The organism is Sutterella seckii (genome assembly GCF_009183815.1).
Classification (GTDB): Bacteria; Pseudomonadota; Gammaproteobacteria; order Burkholderiales; family Burkholderiaceae_F; genus Sutterella; species Sutterella seckii.
Map to the genome: position 1 here is coordinate 1 of NZ_WEHX01000023.1, position 16,019 is coordinate 16,019.

Sequence of the window (16,019 nt, forward strand, 5' to 3'; positions counted from 1 at the left end):
CCTCACGACGGACACCCTTGCCTCTGGCTGTGAGCTTGGCACTACCTCCTGCTCATCGGGACTTTCACCCTATAGAAATCGCCCATGCCGGGCACACAACAAAAAGCCCGCAGCTTCCGAACTGCGGGCTTTTTGCTGATTTGCGGAATGAAGGCGAACGACCGGTTACTTGCGTTCCGTCGTAATCGTCACCACCAGACCGCGGTCGCCCACTTCGACGGGCTGAGGCATTTCGCCTTCGAGATCTCCAGCCTGGGGCATGAAGTTCCCGGTCTTCGAAATGCGCGCGCCGACGATGACCGTCTTGGTGCTCGCGAGCGTCTCAGCGCCCATTGCCATGCGCATGGTTTCGTTGAGTTCGAAGTTGTAGGGAAGATCCTTCACCTTCACCTTCGTGAACGCAACGGGCATTTTGCTGCCGGTGGCCGGACGCGCGTAGATGAAGACCGTGTCTTCAGGCGAAGCAAGCGCCTTCATCTTGTCGTCGAGGATCACCGTGCCGGCGACGGCATGCAGCTGCGAGGGAGAAGCCGTGGCGGGCGCGGTCTTCGAGAGCTCATTGGCGGGCGAGGCCTCTTCGGCCTTGGCGCCGTCCGCGGCGTTTCTCTGGGAAGCGGTCGGCGAAACGGCCGAGATCGAGTCGTTCACGCCGCCCAGGCGCTTCGCTTCATTGATGTTCGCCTGAATCTGCTCGCGATCAGGGAAGTCGCTCGGAACGGACTTCAGGAGTCGCTCCCAGTAGTCGGCAGCCTGAGCATAGTGTTCGCGATCCCAGGCGTGAATGGCGAGGAGCGCAAGCACCTTCCACTGCGTCGGGTCAATCGAAAGGGCCTTCTGCAGGACCTTCTCGACATCGGGCGTAATGACCTTGCCGTTCGCAGCAGCCATCATGTCGGCCATGTCGGCCAGAATGTCGGCGTTGTTGGGAACGAGGGCGTTCAGGCGCTTGAAGGCTTCCACCGATTCGTCGAAGCGGTTCATCGAGGCCGCGGTGCGCGCGAGCATGAACCAGCCGTTGGCGTTCCGGGGATCCTTCTCAAGGTTGGCCTTCAGGTCGTCGAGCATCTTCTGCATGTCGCGCTGCGAGTGACCGCGGCTGCCCTGCTGCTGAGCCTCCATCATGGCGATGAACTGCGGGTCCATCGCGGTATAGCGGCCGAGCGCGTAGTAGCCGAGAACCGTTGCGCACGGAATCACGACAAGCAGAATGACGGCGAGAATGCGGGGCATGCGCGAGGACTTGCCGGAGCGCACCTCCTCCTCATGCTTCGTTTCCTCGAGCACGCGGCGCTCGAGTTCGAGGCGCGATTCCTCGTATTCGTCCTGATCAATATGACCGGCAGCCTTCTCGGCTTCGAGGTCCTGAGACTGCTGCTGCAGAATCGCAAGGACCTGCGCGCGGCGGTCGGACTCCGAGCGCGAACGCCCGCCGAACCAGAGGGGAAGGCACACTGCAGCGACGGCGATGAGCGCCATCACGGTACAGAGAATGATGAATGTCGTCACTTCCCTTACTCCTTGCTGCCGCGAAGCAGTTCATCGGCCAGCGCCTTTTCCTGAGCGGAAAGGGGCTTCGTCGCCTCATTCACGAGGCGCTTTCTGCGGCGCAGATTGATGTAGAAGGCGATGATGCCAACGAGGAAGAGGCAGACCGGACCGAGCCAGAGAATCGCCGTGGAGAGCTTGAAGGGCGGCCTGTAGAGCACGAAGTCGCCGTAGCGCTCGACCATGTAGTCGACGATTTCCTGGTTGGTCTTGCCGGCCTTAACCTGCTCGATCACCTGATTGCGGAGGTCGACCGCGAGCTCGGCGTTCGAGTCGGCAATCGACTGGTTCTGGCAGACGAGGCAGCGGAGCTGCTCGGACACTTCAACGACGCGCTTGTGCGCAACCGGGTCGAAGGCCGTGGGAGCGGCTTCGCGCGCTTCGGCCGTTCCCTCAATCACGGGACCGGCAAGAAGGAGCGCGCAGAGGAGCGGAGCCAAAAGATTCTTCATCATTTTTCGGCCTCCAGCTGATCAAGAAGGGGCTTGACCTGCTGATGCCAGAGGTCGTCGAGGATCGGATAGCTCACCTTGGCGCGGATGACGCCCTTCTTGTCGATCACGAAGGTTTCCGGCACGCCCGTGACGCCGAGATCGATGCCGATCTTGTTCTTCTCTTCGAAGATCACGACGTCGTAGGGATTGCCCGTGTCTTCAAGAACCTGACGGCCGGCGCCGACGGAGTCCTTGTAGAGGAAGCCCACGATCGGGGTCTTGAGGCCCGTGCGCTTCAGACCCACGAGATAGGGGTGCTCCTCCTTGCAGGGAAGGCACCAGCTCGCCCAGACGTTGAGCATCCAAACCTTGCCCTTCATGTCCTCGGTCTTGAATTTAACCGCGGGGTCATAAAGGGTCGACATCTCAAAAGCCGGAAGCGGCTTATTGATGAGCACCGACGGGAGCATGCGCGGATCGAGGTAGAGGCCCTTGAAGAGGAACCCGGCAAGAACCACAAAGATCGCGAATGGAATGAGGAATTTTGCTTTCATCATTTGCGTAATCTCCCTTTTGATCAGGCAGCCTGGAGGGCGGGCTTGTCGGCCGCCTCCGCCTTTTCCTTGCGGCGGCGGTAGCGGCGGTCAGAGGCAGCGATCAGGCCGCCGATGCTCATGAAGATGCAGCCGAACCAGATCCAGGTGACGTAAGGCTTCGAATAGACGCGGACAACCCAGCCGCCGTCCGAGCTCGGCACGCCGAGGCTCACGTAGACGTCGCCCGTGATCGAATGGCGGATGGCGGCTTCCGTCATCGGCATCGAATTGGAGCTGAAGTATTTGCGCTTTTCAGGATAGAGGTGCTGCAGCTCCTTGCCGTCCTTCAGGAGCGTGAAGTCGCCGCGGTCGGCCGTGAAGTTGGCGCCGCGGGCGCTCGAGACGCCGTTGAAGACGAAGGTGTAGCCGGCAACCGAGACCGTATCGCCCTCGAACATGCGCACGTCGCGTTCAGCCTGATAGCCCTTCACGAGCGCCACGCCGATGATGAAGACGGCAACGCCGAAGTGAGCGAGGAGCATGCCCCAGTAAGCGCGCGGCTGACGGAAGAGCCGTCCGAGGAAGCCCGTTCCTTCAGGCGCAAAGCGAAGCGCTCCGCGCAGATCCTCGATTTCGCCGAGAACCACGAAGGCAGCAAGCGCGCAGCCCGTGAAGACCCAGTTGCTCCAGGCGCCCATGAGGAGCGGAATGGCCGCACCGATGATGATGGCGCCGATGAAGCACCAGGCAAGACGGCGGGCGAGCTGAACCGGATCAGCATCCTTCCAGCGGGCGAGCGGACCGACCGCCATGAGGAAGACCATCGGGAGCATCAGGGGGCCGAAGACGGCGTCGAAGTACGGAGGCCCGACCGAGATCTTCCCGGCGTTCAACGCATCGAGGAAGAGCGGATAGAGGGTGCCGAGGAGCACGGCGCCCATCGCGACAACGAGCAGAACGTTGTTGACAAGGAGCATCGACTCGCGCGAAATCATCGCGAAGTTTCCGCCCAGCCCCACCGACGGCGCGCGCCATGCGAAGAGAAGGAAGGAAAGGCCGATCACGATGATGAGGAAGGCGAGAATGAAGAGACCGCGTTCCGGATCGGTTGCGAAGGCATGGACCGACGTGAGGACGCCCGAGCGGACGAGGAAGGTGCCCAAGAGCGAAAGCGAGAAGGTGAGGATCGCAAGCAGCACCGTCCAGATGCGGAAGCACCCGCGCTTTTCCGTGACGGCGAGCGAGTGAATCAGCGCCGTGCCGGTAAGCCAGGGCATGAAGGACGAATTCTCAACCGGATCCCAGAACCACCAGCCGCCCCAGCCGAGTTCGTAGTAGGCCCAGTAGGAGCCGAGCGCAATGCCGAGCGTGAGAAGAATCCAGGCGGCCGTGGTCCAGGGGCGCATCCAGCGGGCCCAGGCGGCGTCAAGGCGTCCCGAAAGGAGCGCCGCGATGGCAAAGGCGAAGGGAACGGAGAACCCGACGTAGCCGAGATAGAGAAGCGGCGGATGGAAGACCATCCCGGGGTCCTGCAGGAGCGGATTCAGGTCCGCGCCTTCAGCGGGCGCCGGGAAGATGCGCAGGAACGGGTTCGACGTGAAGAGCATGAAGAGGAGGAACCCCATGCCGACCAGACCCATGACGCCCGTCACGCGGGCAACCATGTCTTCAGGGAGGCGCTTTGCCGAGAAGGCAACCGCGGCGCCCCACCAGCCGAGCGTCACCGTCCAGAAGAGGATCGAACCCTCATGCGAACCCCAGCTGGCAGCCACCTTGTAGTACCAGGGCAGCATCGAGTTGGAGTTGTTGGCGACGTTGAGGACCGTAAAGTCCGAAAGATAGAAGGAATAAGCAAGGCAGGCAAAGGCAATCGTGCCGAAGAGCGCGTTTGCAGCTGCAGCGGGCCTCGCTACGGCCATGAGCGCGCCGTTCCCGCGGGCGGCGCCGATAAGCGGCAGCACGCCCTGCACGATGCTGAGCGCAAGGCACAGGATCAATGCGAAGTGTCCGATCTCAGGAATCACTTGTATTCTCCGTTGATGAAAATCCGTTTGGGGAGAATTCCTTCTGGAACCCTTCCCGCCCGGGTGGTGAGCTCCTCTTCTTCAGGCTCTGCCGCATGAGGCGCATCCGCCCCGGGACCGCGAACGAATCGCCGGTCTGACGGGGCGCAGGCGCATACTCAAGCGTAGAGCATCATTCCGAAGAAAAGCCTTTGGGGGATTTTCCGATGACGCGCTTCAACGCCGTCTTCCGAGCGACTGCTGTCGAAGCTTTTGCGTCTTCTGAAAACCTGGTCCCCTGATTCTTTTTTAGGGTTTTTAGTGCATTACGGGTGATGGGCGGGCATCGGATCGCCGCGCGCAATCGCCGCGTCGTGCGCAGCCTTGTCGTGGGCCTTCTTCACGCCGGCCTTGTGAGCGTCCTCAAGGGCCTTGGCGGCTTCAGGCGGCATGTAGTTTTCGTCATGCTTGGCGAGAACCTCGCTCGCGACGAAAATGCCCTGTTCGTTCAACTTGCCCTGAGCAACCACTCCCTGGTTTTCCGCAAAAAGATCGGGAAGAATGCCCGTGTACTGAACGTTCACGCTCTTTGCCGTATCCGTGATGCGGAAGTTGACCGTAACGCCGTCCTTTTCGCGCGCAACCGAACCGCCCTCAACCACGCCGCCGAGGCGGAACGTGCGTCCGACCGGCGCTTCCTTCTCCGCTACCTGAGTGGGCGAGAAGAAGAAAACGAGGTTTTCATTGAAGGCCTGCAGCGCCATGAAGATGCCGGCGGCGAGAACCACCGCGGCAGCGCCGATCAGAGCGAGCTTCTTGGTCTTTGAATTCATGCTGATCTCCTTTTCTTGCTCGGGGGTCTCTTATTTTTCAAGCGTGATTTCCGCCGCGCGCGCTTCGCGCATGATCCGGCGGCAGATGGCGCGGCGGCGCGTGATGAGGGACCACAGTTCATAGATCACGCCGGCCGTGAAGGCGCCGTATGCGCACCAGACGTAGTAGCCGTGTCCATTCATGTGAATGAAATCGGCAAAGGAATTCCAGTTGCTCATAGCTTTCCCTCCAGAGCCGCCTTCTGCGCCCAGTCGCTGCGGCGTTCGCGTTCAAGAATCATGGTGCGGGCGCGGGAGAGTACAACGGCAACGCCGTAGATGGTGCCGGCCGCAAGCATGATGAAAATGGTGTAGAGCATCACGTCGGCAATCGAGGAGCCGCGCGAGGTGATCGAAGCGCCCTGGTGAAGCGTGTTCCACCAGCGCACGGAGAAGTAGATGATCGGCACGTTGACGGCGCCCACAATCGAAATCACCGATGCTGCCTGGTCGGCGCGGCGCTTGTCGTCAATCGCGGCATGAAGCGCAATGAAGCCGAGGTAGAGGAAGAAGAGAATCAGCATCGACGTGAGGCGCGCATCCCACACCCAGTAGGTGCCCCAGGTGGGACGCCCCCAGAAGGCGCCCGAAAAGAGCGCGATGAAGCCCATGAGCGCGCCGGTGGGCGCCATGGCCTGCGCCAGGATGAAGGCGAGCCGCGACTGCTTGAGGAGACCCACGATGCTGCAGACCGCCATCAGGAGGTAGAGCGACATCGAGAGCCAGGCGGCCGGGATGTGAATGAAGATGATGCGGTACGAATTTCCCTGACGGGCTTCAATCGGGCACACGAAGAACCCGAGGTAGAAACCGATGATGAAGAGCACGAGCGCCGCGCCCATGCACCATGGGATGAAGCGTCCTGCCTTGCGGTAGAAGCCTTCTAGTGTTGCTTCACTTGCCATTTGACCTTTATCTCCTGCGACTGGGGAAATTCTTTGGGGATGGGATTGTTGTCTCTCACAAACTTACTGCTCTGCAATCCGGAGCGCGGCGGCGACCGCCATCGGGGCGAGCGCGAGCGAGAAGAGCGCGAGGCCGCCCACGATCATGAAGTGCGACGAGGGCGAGAGGCTCATCGAAACCGCCTGCGCGGCGCCGGCGCCGAAAATCAGAACGGGAATATAGAGCGGAAGAACGAGAAGCGACGTGAGGACGCCCCCGGCGCGAAGCCCGAGCGTAAGCGCCGCGCCCACGCCGCCCACGAGCGAGAGAACCGGGGTGCCGAGAAGGAGGCTGCCGACCATGACGACCGTCACGTCGAGCTCAAGGTCGAACATGACGCCGAAAATCGTGGCGAAGATCGTCATCGGAACGCCCGTGACGAGCCAGTGGGCCGCCACCTTGGCAATGACGATGACGGGAAGGGGCTCGGCGGCGACGAGCATCTGCTCGAGCGTGCCGTCCTCATGGTCCGTCGCGAACATTCTCGGGAGCGACAGGAGCGCCGCGAGAAGCGCCGCCACCCAGACAACGCCGGGGGCAATGGCGCGAAGGATGTTGGTTTCCGCGCCGACGCCGAGCGGAACGAGCGTCACGACGACGGCGAAGAAGAAGATCACCTGAGCGAGATCGGACTTTCTGCGCAGCGACAGCGTGAGATCGCGGCGAAGAATCGTGAGGAAGAGATTAAGCATGATTCATTCCTCCCGCTTTCAGGCCTTGGCATTCATGGCGTTTTCCGCTTCCGCGGCGGCCGCGTCGTCCATGGCGCGCTCAACGGCGGAGCGGCGGCGGGGCGCCCAGCGTTCAGGCTCGACAATGTGGAGCTGCGACTTGTCGACGGGCACTTCCTGGTGCGTGACGAGCATCACGACGCCGCCTTCGCGCACGTGCTTCGAAATGAGGTCTGAGAGTCGCGCAACAGCCTTCACGTCAAGCGCAGTGAAGGGCTCGTCGAGCACCCAGAGAACGACGGATTCGGAGAGCCAGAGGCGCGCGAGCGCAACGCGCCTGCGCTGGCCCTGGGAGAGCTGTCCGGCAGGAACGTCCTCGTATTCAGCGAGGCCCACGGCAGCGAGCGCCTTGCGGGCATCCTCGCGGGTCGCCTTGAGCGACGCCACCCGCGCATTGATGAGGACGTTTTCGATGACGGAAAGATCGTCCTTAACGCCGTTTCTGTGGCCGATGTAGCAGAGCTCGCGCCAGAAATCCTGAGCCGCCTTGAGAATCGGCGTGCCGCGCCAGAGGATCTCGCCCTCGACGGGGCGCATGAGTCCGGTCATCAGCCGCAGGAGCGTCGTCTTGCCGGCGCCGTTGCTGCCGGCAATGCGCACGAGCGACCCGGCTTCAACAGCAAACGACATCCCCTGAAAGAGCGTGCGTTCACCGCGTTCACAGGTCAGGCCGCGGACTTCAAGAATGGGCTGGGTCATGGATCCTCTGTCGGCCGGGAGGCCTCATCTGCGCTTCCGGCGATTCGAAAGAAAGTTTTTATTCCGGGAGGATCCGTTCGGGGCAAGTCGCCTCCGCGGACCTCTTCGGATTATTGCGAGGCAGTTTAGGGAGAGTAAATTAAGAAAGGCTTACAGATCGATACACTCTCCATTGCATCTTATCTATTGAAATCATTGAGAAATTTTTGCGTCTTTCGGGGACTTTACCGAAACTTTTCTTAAGTACGGGGAGCGGGCCTTTTATAATGTTCCGCTCCACCTTCATCATGCCGATCGGGCGGGATCTCCGGAGATCCCGGTTCTGCGGCCGCCACGTATTCAAAAAATGCGCACCTTCCTTCGCTCCGCTCTTCTTCTCTCGCTTTCTGCCGGCATCCTTTCCGGGTGCGCCGCAGTGAATGAGGAGCACCAGAACTTTGCCAACCGCAAGATTGATATCGTTCCGGTCGTCGGAAGCATCTGGCGCATCACCGCATCGTTCCCCGGCTACGAATCCTCCACCGGCATTGCCGACTACATTTACGAGCGCGCCCAGGCCTTCTGCGGCGAACGCGGCATGGGCATGATGCCTCAGACGGGATCGAGCTCCGCTGCCGGCGCCGACGGCACGCCCGCCGAGGCCTGGCTCGAATTCCGCTGCTCCGCTCCTGAAAAGGTTGACCGCGAATACCAGCCGATCAAGCTCCACTTCGATCTTGAAGACGAAGACGAAAAGAAGAAGCGCTGATCGGTTTTTGACAACAGCTGATGTCTTCTGAAGATCTGCCGCTTCCGGAGAACCCCGCGGGCGAAGGCGATTCTGCCTCCGCCCCTGAATCCGTCTTCGACGCCGCAGCCGAAGTCCGCACGCTCCCGCATCTCCCGGGGTGCTACCGCTATTTTGCGAAGGACGGCTCGTGCCTATATGTCGGCAAGGCGCGCGACCTCAAGAACCGCGTTTCGTCCTACTTCAGGCGCACGGGCCTCTCGCCCCGCATCGCGCTGATGGTGGCGAAGATTGCGCGTCTTGAAACGACGGTCACCCGATCGGAAGCCGAGGCGCTCCTTCTCGAAAACAACCTCATCAAAACGCTTCATCCGCGCTACAACATCCGCCTGCGCGATGATGCGAGCTACCCCTACATCCGCATCGGCGGTGAAGAGTTCCCTAGGCTCTCCTACTACCGCGGAGGCGTCGACCGCAAATCCCGCTTCTTTGGTCCCTACCCGAGCTCGAGCGCAGCGCGTACGGCCATTGAAATGCTTCAGAAGGCGTTTCTCCTTCGCACCTGCGAGGAATCGGGCTTCAGGAATCGCCAGCGGCCGTGCCTTCTCGGGCAGATCGGCCGATGCTCCGCCCCCTGCTGCGGCCGCATATCGGTGGAAGACTACCGGGCGGACTGCCGGCGCGCGGAGGATTTCCTTCTAGGGCATTCCCGCGAAGTATTGGACGAGCTCGAAAAGCGCATGTGGGCGGCTTCTGAGGCCTGGGAATTTGAAGAGGCGGCGAAATTACGCGACCGCATTGCATCTCTTACGCAGATGCGCCACCAGCAGGCGATCGAAACCACGGGCGGCGACATCGACGCCGACATTGCGGCTGCGGCCGTGCGCGACGGCGCGGCCGCCATCAACCTCGCCATGGTGCGGGGCGGCCGACACCTCGGCGACCGCGCGATCTTCCCGAAAATCGGCACGCGCGAAGACGGCGCCTTCCCCTCGAAGGGAGAGCTGATTGAAGCCTTCGTGAGCCAGCATTATGCGGATCTGCCGATCCCGGCGCTTCTCATCATCGAGCCCGATCCTTCGGATCCGGAACTCCCGAAGCGCTTGTCGGAGCTTCTCTCCGAACTCGCGCACCGCCGCGTTCCCGTCGTGACGGAACCGCAGGAAACGCGCCGCCGGTGGCTGGAAATGTGCATCCAGGGCGCAGAGATCGCCCTCATGAGGCACCTTCAGGAAGAAGGCACCCAGCTCGCGCGCCTCAAGGAGCTTATTGAAATCCTCGGGCCCGGGTTTGAACCCCCGAGCGGCGACCCGATGGATTTTTCCGCCGAGTGCTTCGACATTTCGCATACCCAGGGCGAAGCGACCCAGGCTTCCTGCGTCGTCTTCCGCGAGGGCCGCATGCAGAGTTCGCTCTACCGACGCTTCAACATTACCGGCATCGAACCCGGCGACGACTACGGCGCCATGAAGCAGGCGCTCGAGCGGCGCTATGCGCCCGTCGCCCGCGGAGAGGCCGAACTCCCGACCCTCGTTCTCATCGACGGCGGCAAGGGGCAGGTCGAAATGGCGCGTGAAGTGTTTGCGGAATTCGGGCTCGACCCGTCCGTCATCGTGGGCGTCGCCAAGGGCGAGGGACGAAAAACGGGTCTCGAGACCCTTGTCTTCCCGCTTATCGACGGCGAACGTCGCGAACCGCTCACACTGGGCCTCATGTCAAAAGCACTAATGCTAACGGCGGAAATCCGCGATGAAGCCCACCGATTCGCCATTACCGGCATGCGCGCCAGGAGAGCCAAGACGCGCAATGCCTCGAAACTTGAGGATTTCGAGGGTATCGGCCCCAAGCGCCGCGCTAAACTACTTTCGCATTTCGGCGGCATGAAGCAGCTCAAGAACGCTTCGGCCGAGGACATCGCGCAGGTGCCGGGCATATCCCGCGCGCTCGCATCCAAAATCTACGCACAACTGCATCTGCAGCCGATAGACGCCGGCGGAGAGACCGCCTCCTAATTTTTTCTTGCCCGATGAAGCTCAAGCCCCCCTTCAAACTCAACGTGCCGATGGTGCTCACCTGGATCCGAATAGCACTCATCCCGGTCGTAATCGGAATCTTCTATCTGCCGGACTCCCTCGTTTCAGTCCATCTGCAGAACATCATCGCCTGCGTGGTCTTCGTCGTTGCCGCTGTCACGGACGCGCTCGACGGCTTCCTTGCCCGCCGCTATGAGGGCTGGGCCACGCGCATGGGGGCCTTCCTCGATCCCATCGCCGACAAGCTTCTCGTTGCGGCCGCTCTGGTTGCCCTCGTGGGTCTCGACCGCTGCGACATGGCGATCGCCATGATCATCATCGGCCGGGAAATCACCGTTACCGGCATTCGCGAATGGATGGCCAAGATCGGCGAATCAGGCCGCGTCAAGGTGAACTGGTACGGCAAATTCAAAACCATTGCGCAGATGACGGCCATTCCGTGCCTTCTCTGGTTTGATCCGTTCCTCGGCATTCCCGTCGCGCTTATCGGCGAATGGCTCATCATCATCGCCGCCGTACTTACCATTTATTCGATGTATGTCTATCTGCGCGCAGCCGCGCCCTTCTTTGAGGAAGCCCGCGCCCAGCGCGCCGCACTGAGAGCTCAGAAGGCTCAGGCGCAGAGCCAGGGATCCTAGTCAGAAACAAGCGCATTCCTGATCCACCGTTTTCCTTTTAAGAGCGGCGCGCACTCTCGTTACTCCGAAGTGCCGTCGCTTTTTCGTTTCATGAGCGAACAGCAGCACAATTCACTTTCGGACGAAAAGAAATCCTCTTTTTCGGATGAAGCACCCGGCCCGTCCGGGCCCTCTGCCGGAAACATCAATCTGCTTCACGCCCCCGCAAGGCCCGCACAACTGCCGCCGCCGGGAAAGCCCGCACTTCTTCCTTCTCCGGCGTTGGAAGAGCCCGCCGCCCCGATCCCTCAGGAAGCAGACTTCCCCCAGAAAGCACCCGTAAAGGCCGAAGAAGAGGCCGGAATCGCGAACGAACCTCAGCCGGCGCCCGCCGCAGCCGAAGAAAGCCTGAAGGCTGCCGAGGCGCCGCATGCCGCCCCGGAAGCGTCCATTCCTCACGCTTCATTCGCCGGGCTCCTCGGCACGCTCGGGGGCCTCTCCCTCTCTGCTGCTCTCCTTCTTTTCGCTGCGGCCCATTTTCTCGGCTGGAGTCCCGCTGTACGGCTTTCCTTTTTCGGAGGCCTTGCAGGCGCCGCATTCCTGCCGCTTCTCCTCCTGCGGAATGCCGGGAAGCTCACCCGAGACATCTCCGCGTCAGCGGGCGGCCTTCTTCTGGGGCTTCTTCTCGTCGTCATCGGTCAAACCTGGCAGACGGGAGAGGGCGCGGCTTCCCTCATGCTCGCCTGGCCCGGGCTCCTCCTCCCGTGGCTTCTCTGCGTGAGGCGCCCCGTCATCTTTGCCCTCTGGTTCGTCGTGACGCTCACGGGTGCTTACCTCCAGGGCTGGCAGATGGCGGAAAGCTTCGGACTTCTTGAGAAGCTCCTCCCGGCAGCATTCCTCTCCTTCACTGCCGCGCTCGTTTTTTCCATCATTCAATGGAAATCCGGCAGTTCCGCTATTCGCGCGGCCGGAATTCTCCCTGCAGCGTCCGCTTTGCTCCTTCTCGGAATTCTTCCGGCGCTCGACATTGAATATGGGGCTTCCGCCGTCCCGTCGCTGCTCTCGCTCGCCTACTTCATCGGAGCCCTGATTTTTTCGGCCGCCGCTTTCTTCTCGAGGCGCCCCGAACTGCGCGCCTTCGCGCTCCTCACGCTCATCTCCTGGGTGAACGGATTCGCGGTTCGCTTTGCGCAGAGTGCTCATATTGCGAGCGACGAAGGGCTCCTATACATATTGACGCTCCTGAACGGCCTCGTCTTTCTCGGCTGGATCCTTTTTCGCGCCCGACGAACCCGCCTCCGGCAGGGAGACGCCGGCGACAATCCGAATTTTCTCGACTGGATCTGCCGCCGGATTCCTCAGACAGCAGGAGCCCTCATGGGCGCCGCTGCCGCGCTCCTTCTTGCGGCAACCCTCTTCGCGCTCTTTTCGCTCTCCGGGACCGCTGCAGGAAGCATTCTCCTCGCCTGCGGCGCCCTCATTGAAATCGCGAGAAGAATTCAAAACTTCCGGCAGAAAACAGTCCCGAACCCCATGCAGTTTTCCGCTCTGCGGACGATTTCCTTTGCTCTTGCGGCTGCCGGCTGGGTCGTCCTTAGTGGAAGCCTTTCGAGCGCATCCGCCGCATGGATTCTCATTGCGCTCGCGCTCATTGGAGCGGCGCTTTTCCGATCCCGCATTGCGCTCATTGCCGCTTTTCTGGTCGGAGTGTTCATGCCCGACTTCCAGAATCCCTGGTTCGTGCACATTCCGACTGCGTCTTCCGCTGCCTGCGCGCTCCTCATTGCCGTAATCCTTTTCACGCGTGAAAAGAGCTCATTGCAGCGCGAAGCCCTCTGGTGGCTTCCGGCGCTTCTCCTCGCTCAGTGGCTTCTCCCTATTGCCGTTCAAACGAGCATCATCAGCAGGGAAGCGCTCCCCCCTGAAGTCTCGCAATGGATTGGAGCGGCCGCCCTTCTCCTCACGGCTGCCGCTGCTCTTCTCAGAGAGAAGAAAAATGCTCTTCGCACGGTGCTCGTTTTTGCGGGAGCCGCTCTGGCAGGCGCCGCATTTTCCGCGAGCGCATCGCTTCTACTCTGCCTTGCAGCTGCCGCAGCCTGCGCCAGGAAGCGCAGGCTTCAGCCCGGACTCCTTTGTCTCATTCTCTGCCTCGCTCTTCTCGAATGCGGCCGAGTCTACTGGCAAAGCCCGGAGAGCGGCGTCAACCTGCTCCTCAAAGGCGCCGTGATGCAGGGAACTGCGGGCGCGGGACTCCTCATTTCCTGCCTTGCGCTCACGCTTCAGCCTGAAAGGGCTGCAGCTCTGCGCGCTCAGCTTCAACTGAAGCTTCTCCCGCTTCTCATCCTCATCCTGACGTGCGGAGCGCTCTTCTCCTCCATTGCGGCACGAACGGAAATCGCGGAGGCCGGCACCCGGTACGCCGCGGAACTGATTCCATCAGATCCGAGGGACATCGTGATGGGCGACTTCATGACGCTCAGTTACGCTGCTGACGGCCGCGAGGCGCTCGAAGCCTATCGGAAGGAAGCTTCAGCCCGGGGCAGCAACGCGGATTCAGACGATCCCGTTCATTTCTGCGCTGCCGGGCAGGAAGGCGTCCTCACGATTCTTTCGGCTGCCGGGGATGGCGAAGCATGTCCTGCGGGAACGACGCTCCGGCTTCCTGCCGACCGGAACTCAAGCTGGCGCATGACGCCGAAGCTTCCGCACCGCTGGTTCTTCCCCTCGGGCGATGCCCTGCGCTTTGAGGGAGCCCGCTTCGCTGAGCTCAGATGTCTCAGGGACCGCTGCCTCATCACGGGGCTCCTAGACGCTCAGAAAAATCCGATTTTGCCTTCCCAGAATTCTTCCGGACCGCAAACGCCATGACTCAGTTTGAATCCACCGACATCTTCTGCCGCGTCATCGACAATTTCGGCGACGCCGGCGTCTGCTGGCGTCTTGCCAGGCGTCTTCTCGCGCTCGGCGTGAAGCGCATCCGCTTCATTACGGACCACCCGGAAGTGCTCGCAAAGCTCGCACCGGATGCCGAGAAGCTTGCCCGGGTCGTTCCGTGGGACTCCTTTGCGCTCGAGGCGGAAAAGCCTGACTTCGACCCCGCGGACCTCGTGATCGAAACTTTCGGCTGCCGCCTCCCAGAAAGCTACGACGAGGCGCTCGCGAGAAAGCGCGCGCGTGCGATTGCCGCTGGACTCAAGCCTCCCTTCTACTTCAATCTCGACTACCTCTCCGCCGAAGACTGGGTGGAGGAGAGCCACAACATCACGGGGCTTCACCCGAGGCTCGACCTCCCGAAGCTCTGGTTCTTTCCCGGTTTTACGGAACGGACGGGCGGACTCCTGATTGAGGACGACTATGAATCAGCGCGACAGAGCTTCATGCCCGGCAAGAAGGACTTCCTCGCATCTCTTAATGCAGACCCTGAGCGCGCAACGCTTTTTGTCTTCTGCTACCCCGTGAACCGCGTTGAAACCCTGGCAAGAGGCCTCGCTCTTTCCGACAAACCCTGGAACGTTCTCATCGCTCCGGGAGAAGCGGGCGACAGGCTCGCAGGGCTTCTCACAACGATCGACGCTGAGGGGAACCGCATCCGCGCCGTGCGAACGTCCTTCCTTCCCCAGACCGAATTCGATCGTCTGCTCTGGGCGAGCGATGCCGGGATCATTCGCGGCGAAGACAGCTTCGTGCGCGCGCAGCTTGCCGGACTTCCCTTCCTCTGGTCGACCTACCCCACCGAGGACCATGCACACCGCGTGAAGCTCGACGCCTGGCTCGACAAGTTCGTGCCCGGACTGCCCGAACCTCTTGCTGAGCGCTATCGGAAAACGAGCGTCGAATGGCTCGAGGGCGAGCTTTCGCCCGAAGGCTTCAGGGATTTTTTAGAGTTTGCACCAGCGCTCAAGCCGTCGCTCGTTGAGTGGCAGAAGAAGCTTCTGAGCCGCGGAGATCTCGCCCGGCACATGCTTCAACGCGCCCGAAGCGCGCTCTAAGACGATTCTCCGGCGAGGCTCTCAGCGCATATCCCGTCAATTTGATAGAATTACGCGCTTAAAGTTTTTTCGTCCTTGCGCACTTACAGGCAGAAAGCGTCGGGGACTCGCTCGCAAACTCTGCATTAGAGGAATTTTTCTCAAATGAAAACCGCACAGGAACTGCGCGTCGGCAATGTCTTCATGGTCGGCAAGGATCCGATGGTCGTCGTTAAGGCTGAATACTCCAAGGGCGGCCGCGGCGCCTCCACCGTCAAGATGAAGATGAAGAATCTTCTGACGAACGCCACCACTGAAACCGTCTTCCGCGCCGACGACAAGTTCGAGGATCTCGTCCTTGACCGCAAGGAAGTGAACTACTCCTACTTCGCTGATCCGCACTATGTCTGGATGGACGGCGAATACAACCAGTACGAAGTCGACGCCGACGTGATGGCTGAAGCCCTCAAGTACCTTGAGGACAACATGCCCGCCGAATGCGTCTTCTACGAAGGCCGTCCGATCTCCATCGAACTCCCGACGATCCTCGTTCGCGAAGTCGTCTACACGGAACCCGCCGTCAAGGGCGATACGTCCGGCAAGGTCATGAAGCCCGCCAAGCTCGCCACCGGCTATGAGCTCCAGGTTCCGGCCTTCGTCAACACCGGCGACAAGATCGAAATCGATACCCGCACGGGCGAGTACCGCAACCGCGTCAAGTAATTTGACTGGCTGAGGAAGCACCTCTTCGTAAAGGCGTCTTCCTTTGATCTGAAGCCCGATGTCTGAAAGAATTCAGCATCGGGCTTTTGCTTTCCTGGTCGGTTTGAAAAAGCTCGTTCTCCTCCGTGAGGAAAGCGGCACGCCGTACAAATGAATGCCTCCCAGCCGCTCGAGGCGCCTCGCGGT

The 16,019-nt window shown here is 61.2% G+C and carries 15 protein-coding genes; 6 read left to right on the top strand and 9 right to left on the bottom strand.

The window, feature by feature from the left end:
- Positions 1 to 165: 165 nt before the first annotated feature.
- The 9 genes from ccmI to ccmA all read right to left on the bottom strand — a co-directional run bounded on the left by ccmI (position 166) and on the right by ccmA (position 7,765).
- On the bottom strand, positions 166 to 1,506 hold the full coding sequence (gene ccmI, locus GBM95_RS05140; protein ID WP_152158110.1) for a c-type cytochrome biogenesis protein CcmI: 1,341 nt from the start codon (positions 1,504 to 1,506) through the stop codon (positions 166 to 168).
- Positions 1,507 to 1,511: 5 nt separating this feature from the next.
- Positions 1,512 to 1,997 carry a cytochrome c-type biogenesis protein gene (locus GBM95_RS05145; protein ID WP_193222582.1) on the bottom strand — a complete coding sequence of 162 codons (486 nt, stop codon included), beginning with the start codon at positions 1,995 to 1,997 and terminating at the stop codon, positions 1,512 to 1,514.
- Positions 1,997 to 2,536 carry a DsbE family thiol:disulfide interchange protein gene (locus tag GBM95_RS05150; RefSeq protein WP_139687611.1) on the bottom strand — a complete coding sequence of 180 codons (540 nt, stop codon included), beginning with the start codon at positions 2,534 to 2,536 and terminating at the stop codon, positions 1,997 to 1,999. The genes GBM95_RS05145 and GBM95_RS05150 overlap by 1 nt, the downstream gene beginning before the upstream one ends.
- A gap of 20 nt (positions 2,537 to 2,556) precedes the next feature.
- The gene (locus GBM95_RS05155; protein ID WP_152158112.1) at positions 2,557 to 4,539 is read right to left on the bottom strand and encodes a heme lyase CcmF/NrfE family subunit; all 1,983 of its coding nucleotides are present in this window, start codon (positions 4,537 to 4,539) and stop codon (positions 2,557 to 2,559) included.
- Between the two features lie 305 nt (positions 4,540 to 4,844).
- On the bottom strand, positions 4,845 to 5,351 hold the full coding sequence (ccmE, locus tag GBM95_RS05160; protein WP_152158113.1) for a cytochrome c maturation protein CcmE: 507 nt from the start codon (positions 5,349 to 5,351) through the stop codon (positions 4,845 to 4,847).
- A 30-nt stretch (positions 5,352 to 5,381) separates the two neighbouring features.
- The gene (gene ccmD / locus GBM95_RS05165; RefSeq protein WP_152158114.1) at positions 5,382 to 5,570 is read right to left on the bottom strand and encodes a heme exporter protein CcmD; all 189 of its coding nucleotides are present in this window, start codon (positions 5,568 to 5,570) and stop codon (positions 5,382 to 5,384) included.
- Positions 5,567 to 6,295, bottom strand: a complete 729-nt coding sequence (locus GBM95_RS05170; RefSeq protein ID WP_139687615.1) for a heme ABC transporter permease — start codon at positions 6,293 to 6,295, stop codon at positions 5,567 to 5,569. Before GBM95_RS05170 ends, ccmD begins: the two co-directional genes overlap by 4 nt.
- A 63-nt stretch (positions 6,296 to 6,358) precedes the next feature.
- On the bottom strand, positions 6,359 to 7,027 hold the full coding sequence (gene ccmB / locus GBM95_RS05175; protein ID WP_152158115.1) for a heme exporter protein CcmB: 669 nt from the start codon (positions 7,025 to 7,027) through the stop codon (positions 6,359 to 6,361).
- 18 nt (positions 7,028 to 7,045) lie between these two features.
- Entirely contained in the window at positions 7,046 to 7,765 is a 720-nt protein-coding gene (gene ccmA / locus GBM95_RS05180; protein ID WP_152158116.1) for a cytochrome c biogenesis heme-transporting ATPase CcmA, read from the bottom strand.
- Positions 7,766 to 8,111: 346 nt separating this feature from the next.
- Between ccmA and GBM95_RS05185 the strand changes: the two genes are divergently transcribed.
- From GBM95_RS05185 to efp, 6 genes are all read left to right on the top strand, one after another.
- The gene (locus GBM95_RS05185; RefSeq protein ID WP_152158117.1) at positions 8,112 to 8,513 is read left to right on the top strand and encodes a hypothetical protein; all 402 of its coding nucleotides are present in this window, start codon (positions 8,112 to 8,114) and stop codon (positions 8,511 to 8,513) included.
- A 20-nt stretch (positions 8,514 to 8,533) separates the two neighbouring features.
- Positions 8,534 to 10,504: an excinuclease ABC subunit UvrC gene (uvrC, locus tag GBM95_RS05190; RefSeq protein ID WP_152158118.1), complete on the top strand. Its 1,971-nt coding sequence runs from the start codon at positions 8,534 to 8,536 to the stop codon at positions 10,502 to 10,504.
- A gap of 14 nt (positions 10,505 to 10,518) precedes the next feature.
- Positions 10,519 to 11,163, top strand: coding sequence for a CDP-diacylglycerol--glycerol-3-phosphate 3-phosphatidyltransferase (pgsA, locus tag GBM95_RS05195; RefSeq protein ID WP_152158119.1), 645 nt, complete (start codon positions 10,519 to 10,521; stop codon positions 11,161 to 11,163).
- A 90-nt stretch (positions 11,164 to 11,253) separates the two neighbouring features.
- Complete coding sequence (locus GBM95_RS05200) at positions 11,254 to 14,010, top strand: GDYXXLXY domain-containing protein (protein WP_152158120.1); 2,757 nt, start codon at positions 11,254 to 11,256, stop codon at positions 14,008 to 14,010.
- On the top strand, positions 14,007 to 15,131 hold the full coding sequence (earP, locus tag GBM95_RS05205; protein WP_152158121.1) for an elongation factor P maturation arginine rhamnosyltransferase EarP: 1,125 nt from the start codon (positions 14,007 to 14,009) through the stop codon (positions 15,129 to 15,131). Before GBM95_RS05200 ends, earP begins: the two co-directional genes overlap by 4 nt.
- A 144-nt stretch (positions 15,132 to 15,275) precedes the next feature.
- Positions 15,276 to 15,833, top strand: coding sequence for an elongation factor P (gene efp, locus GBM95_RS05210; protein ID WP_152158122.1), 558 nt, complete (start codon positions 15,276 to 15,278; stop codon positions 15,831 to 15,833).
- The last annotated feature ends 186 nt before the right edge of the window (positions 15,834 to 16,019 follow it).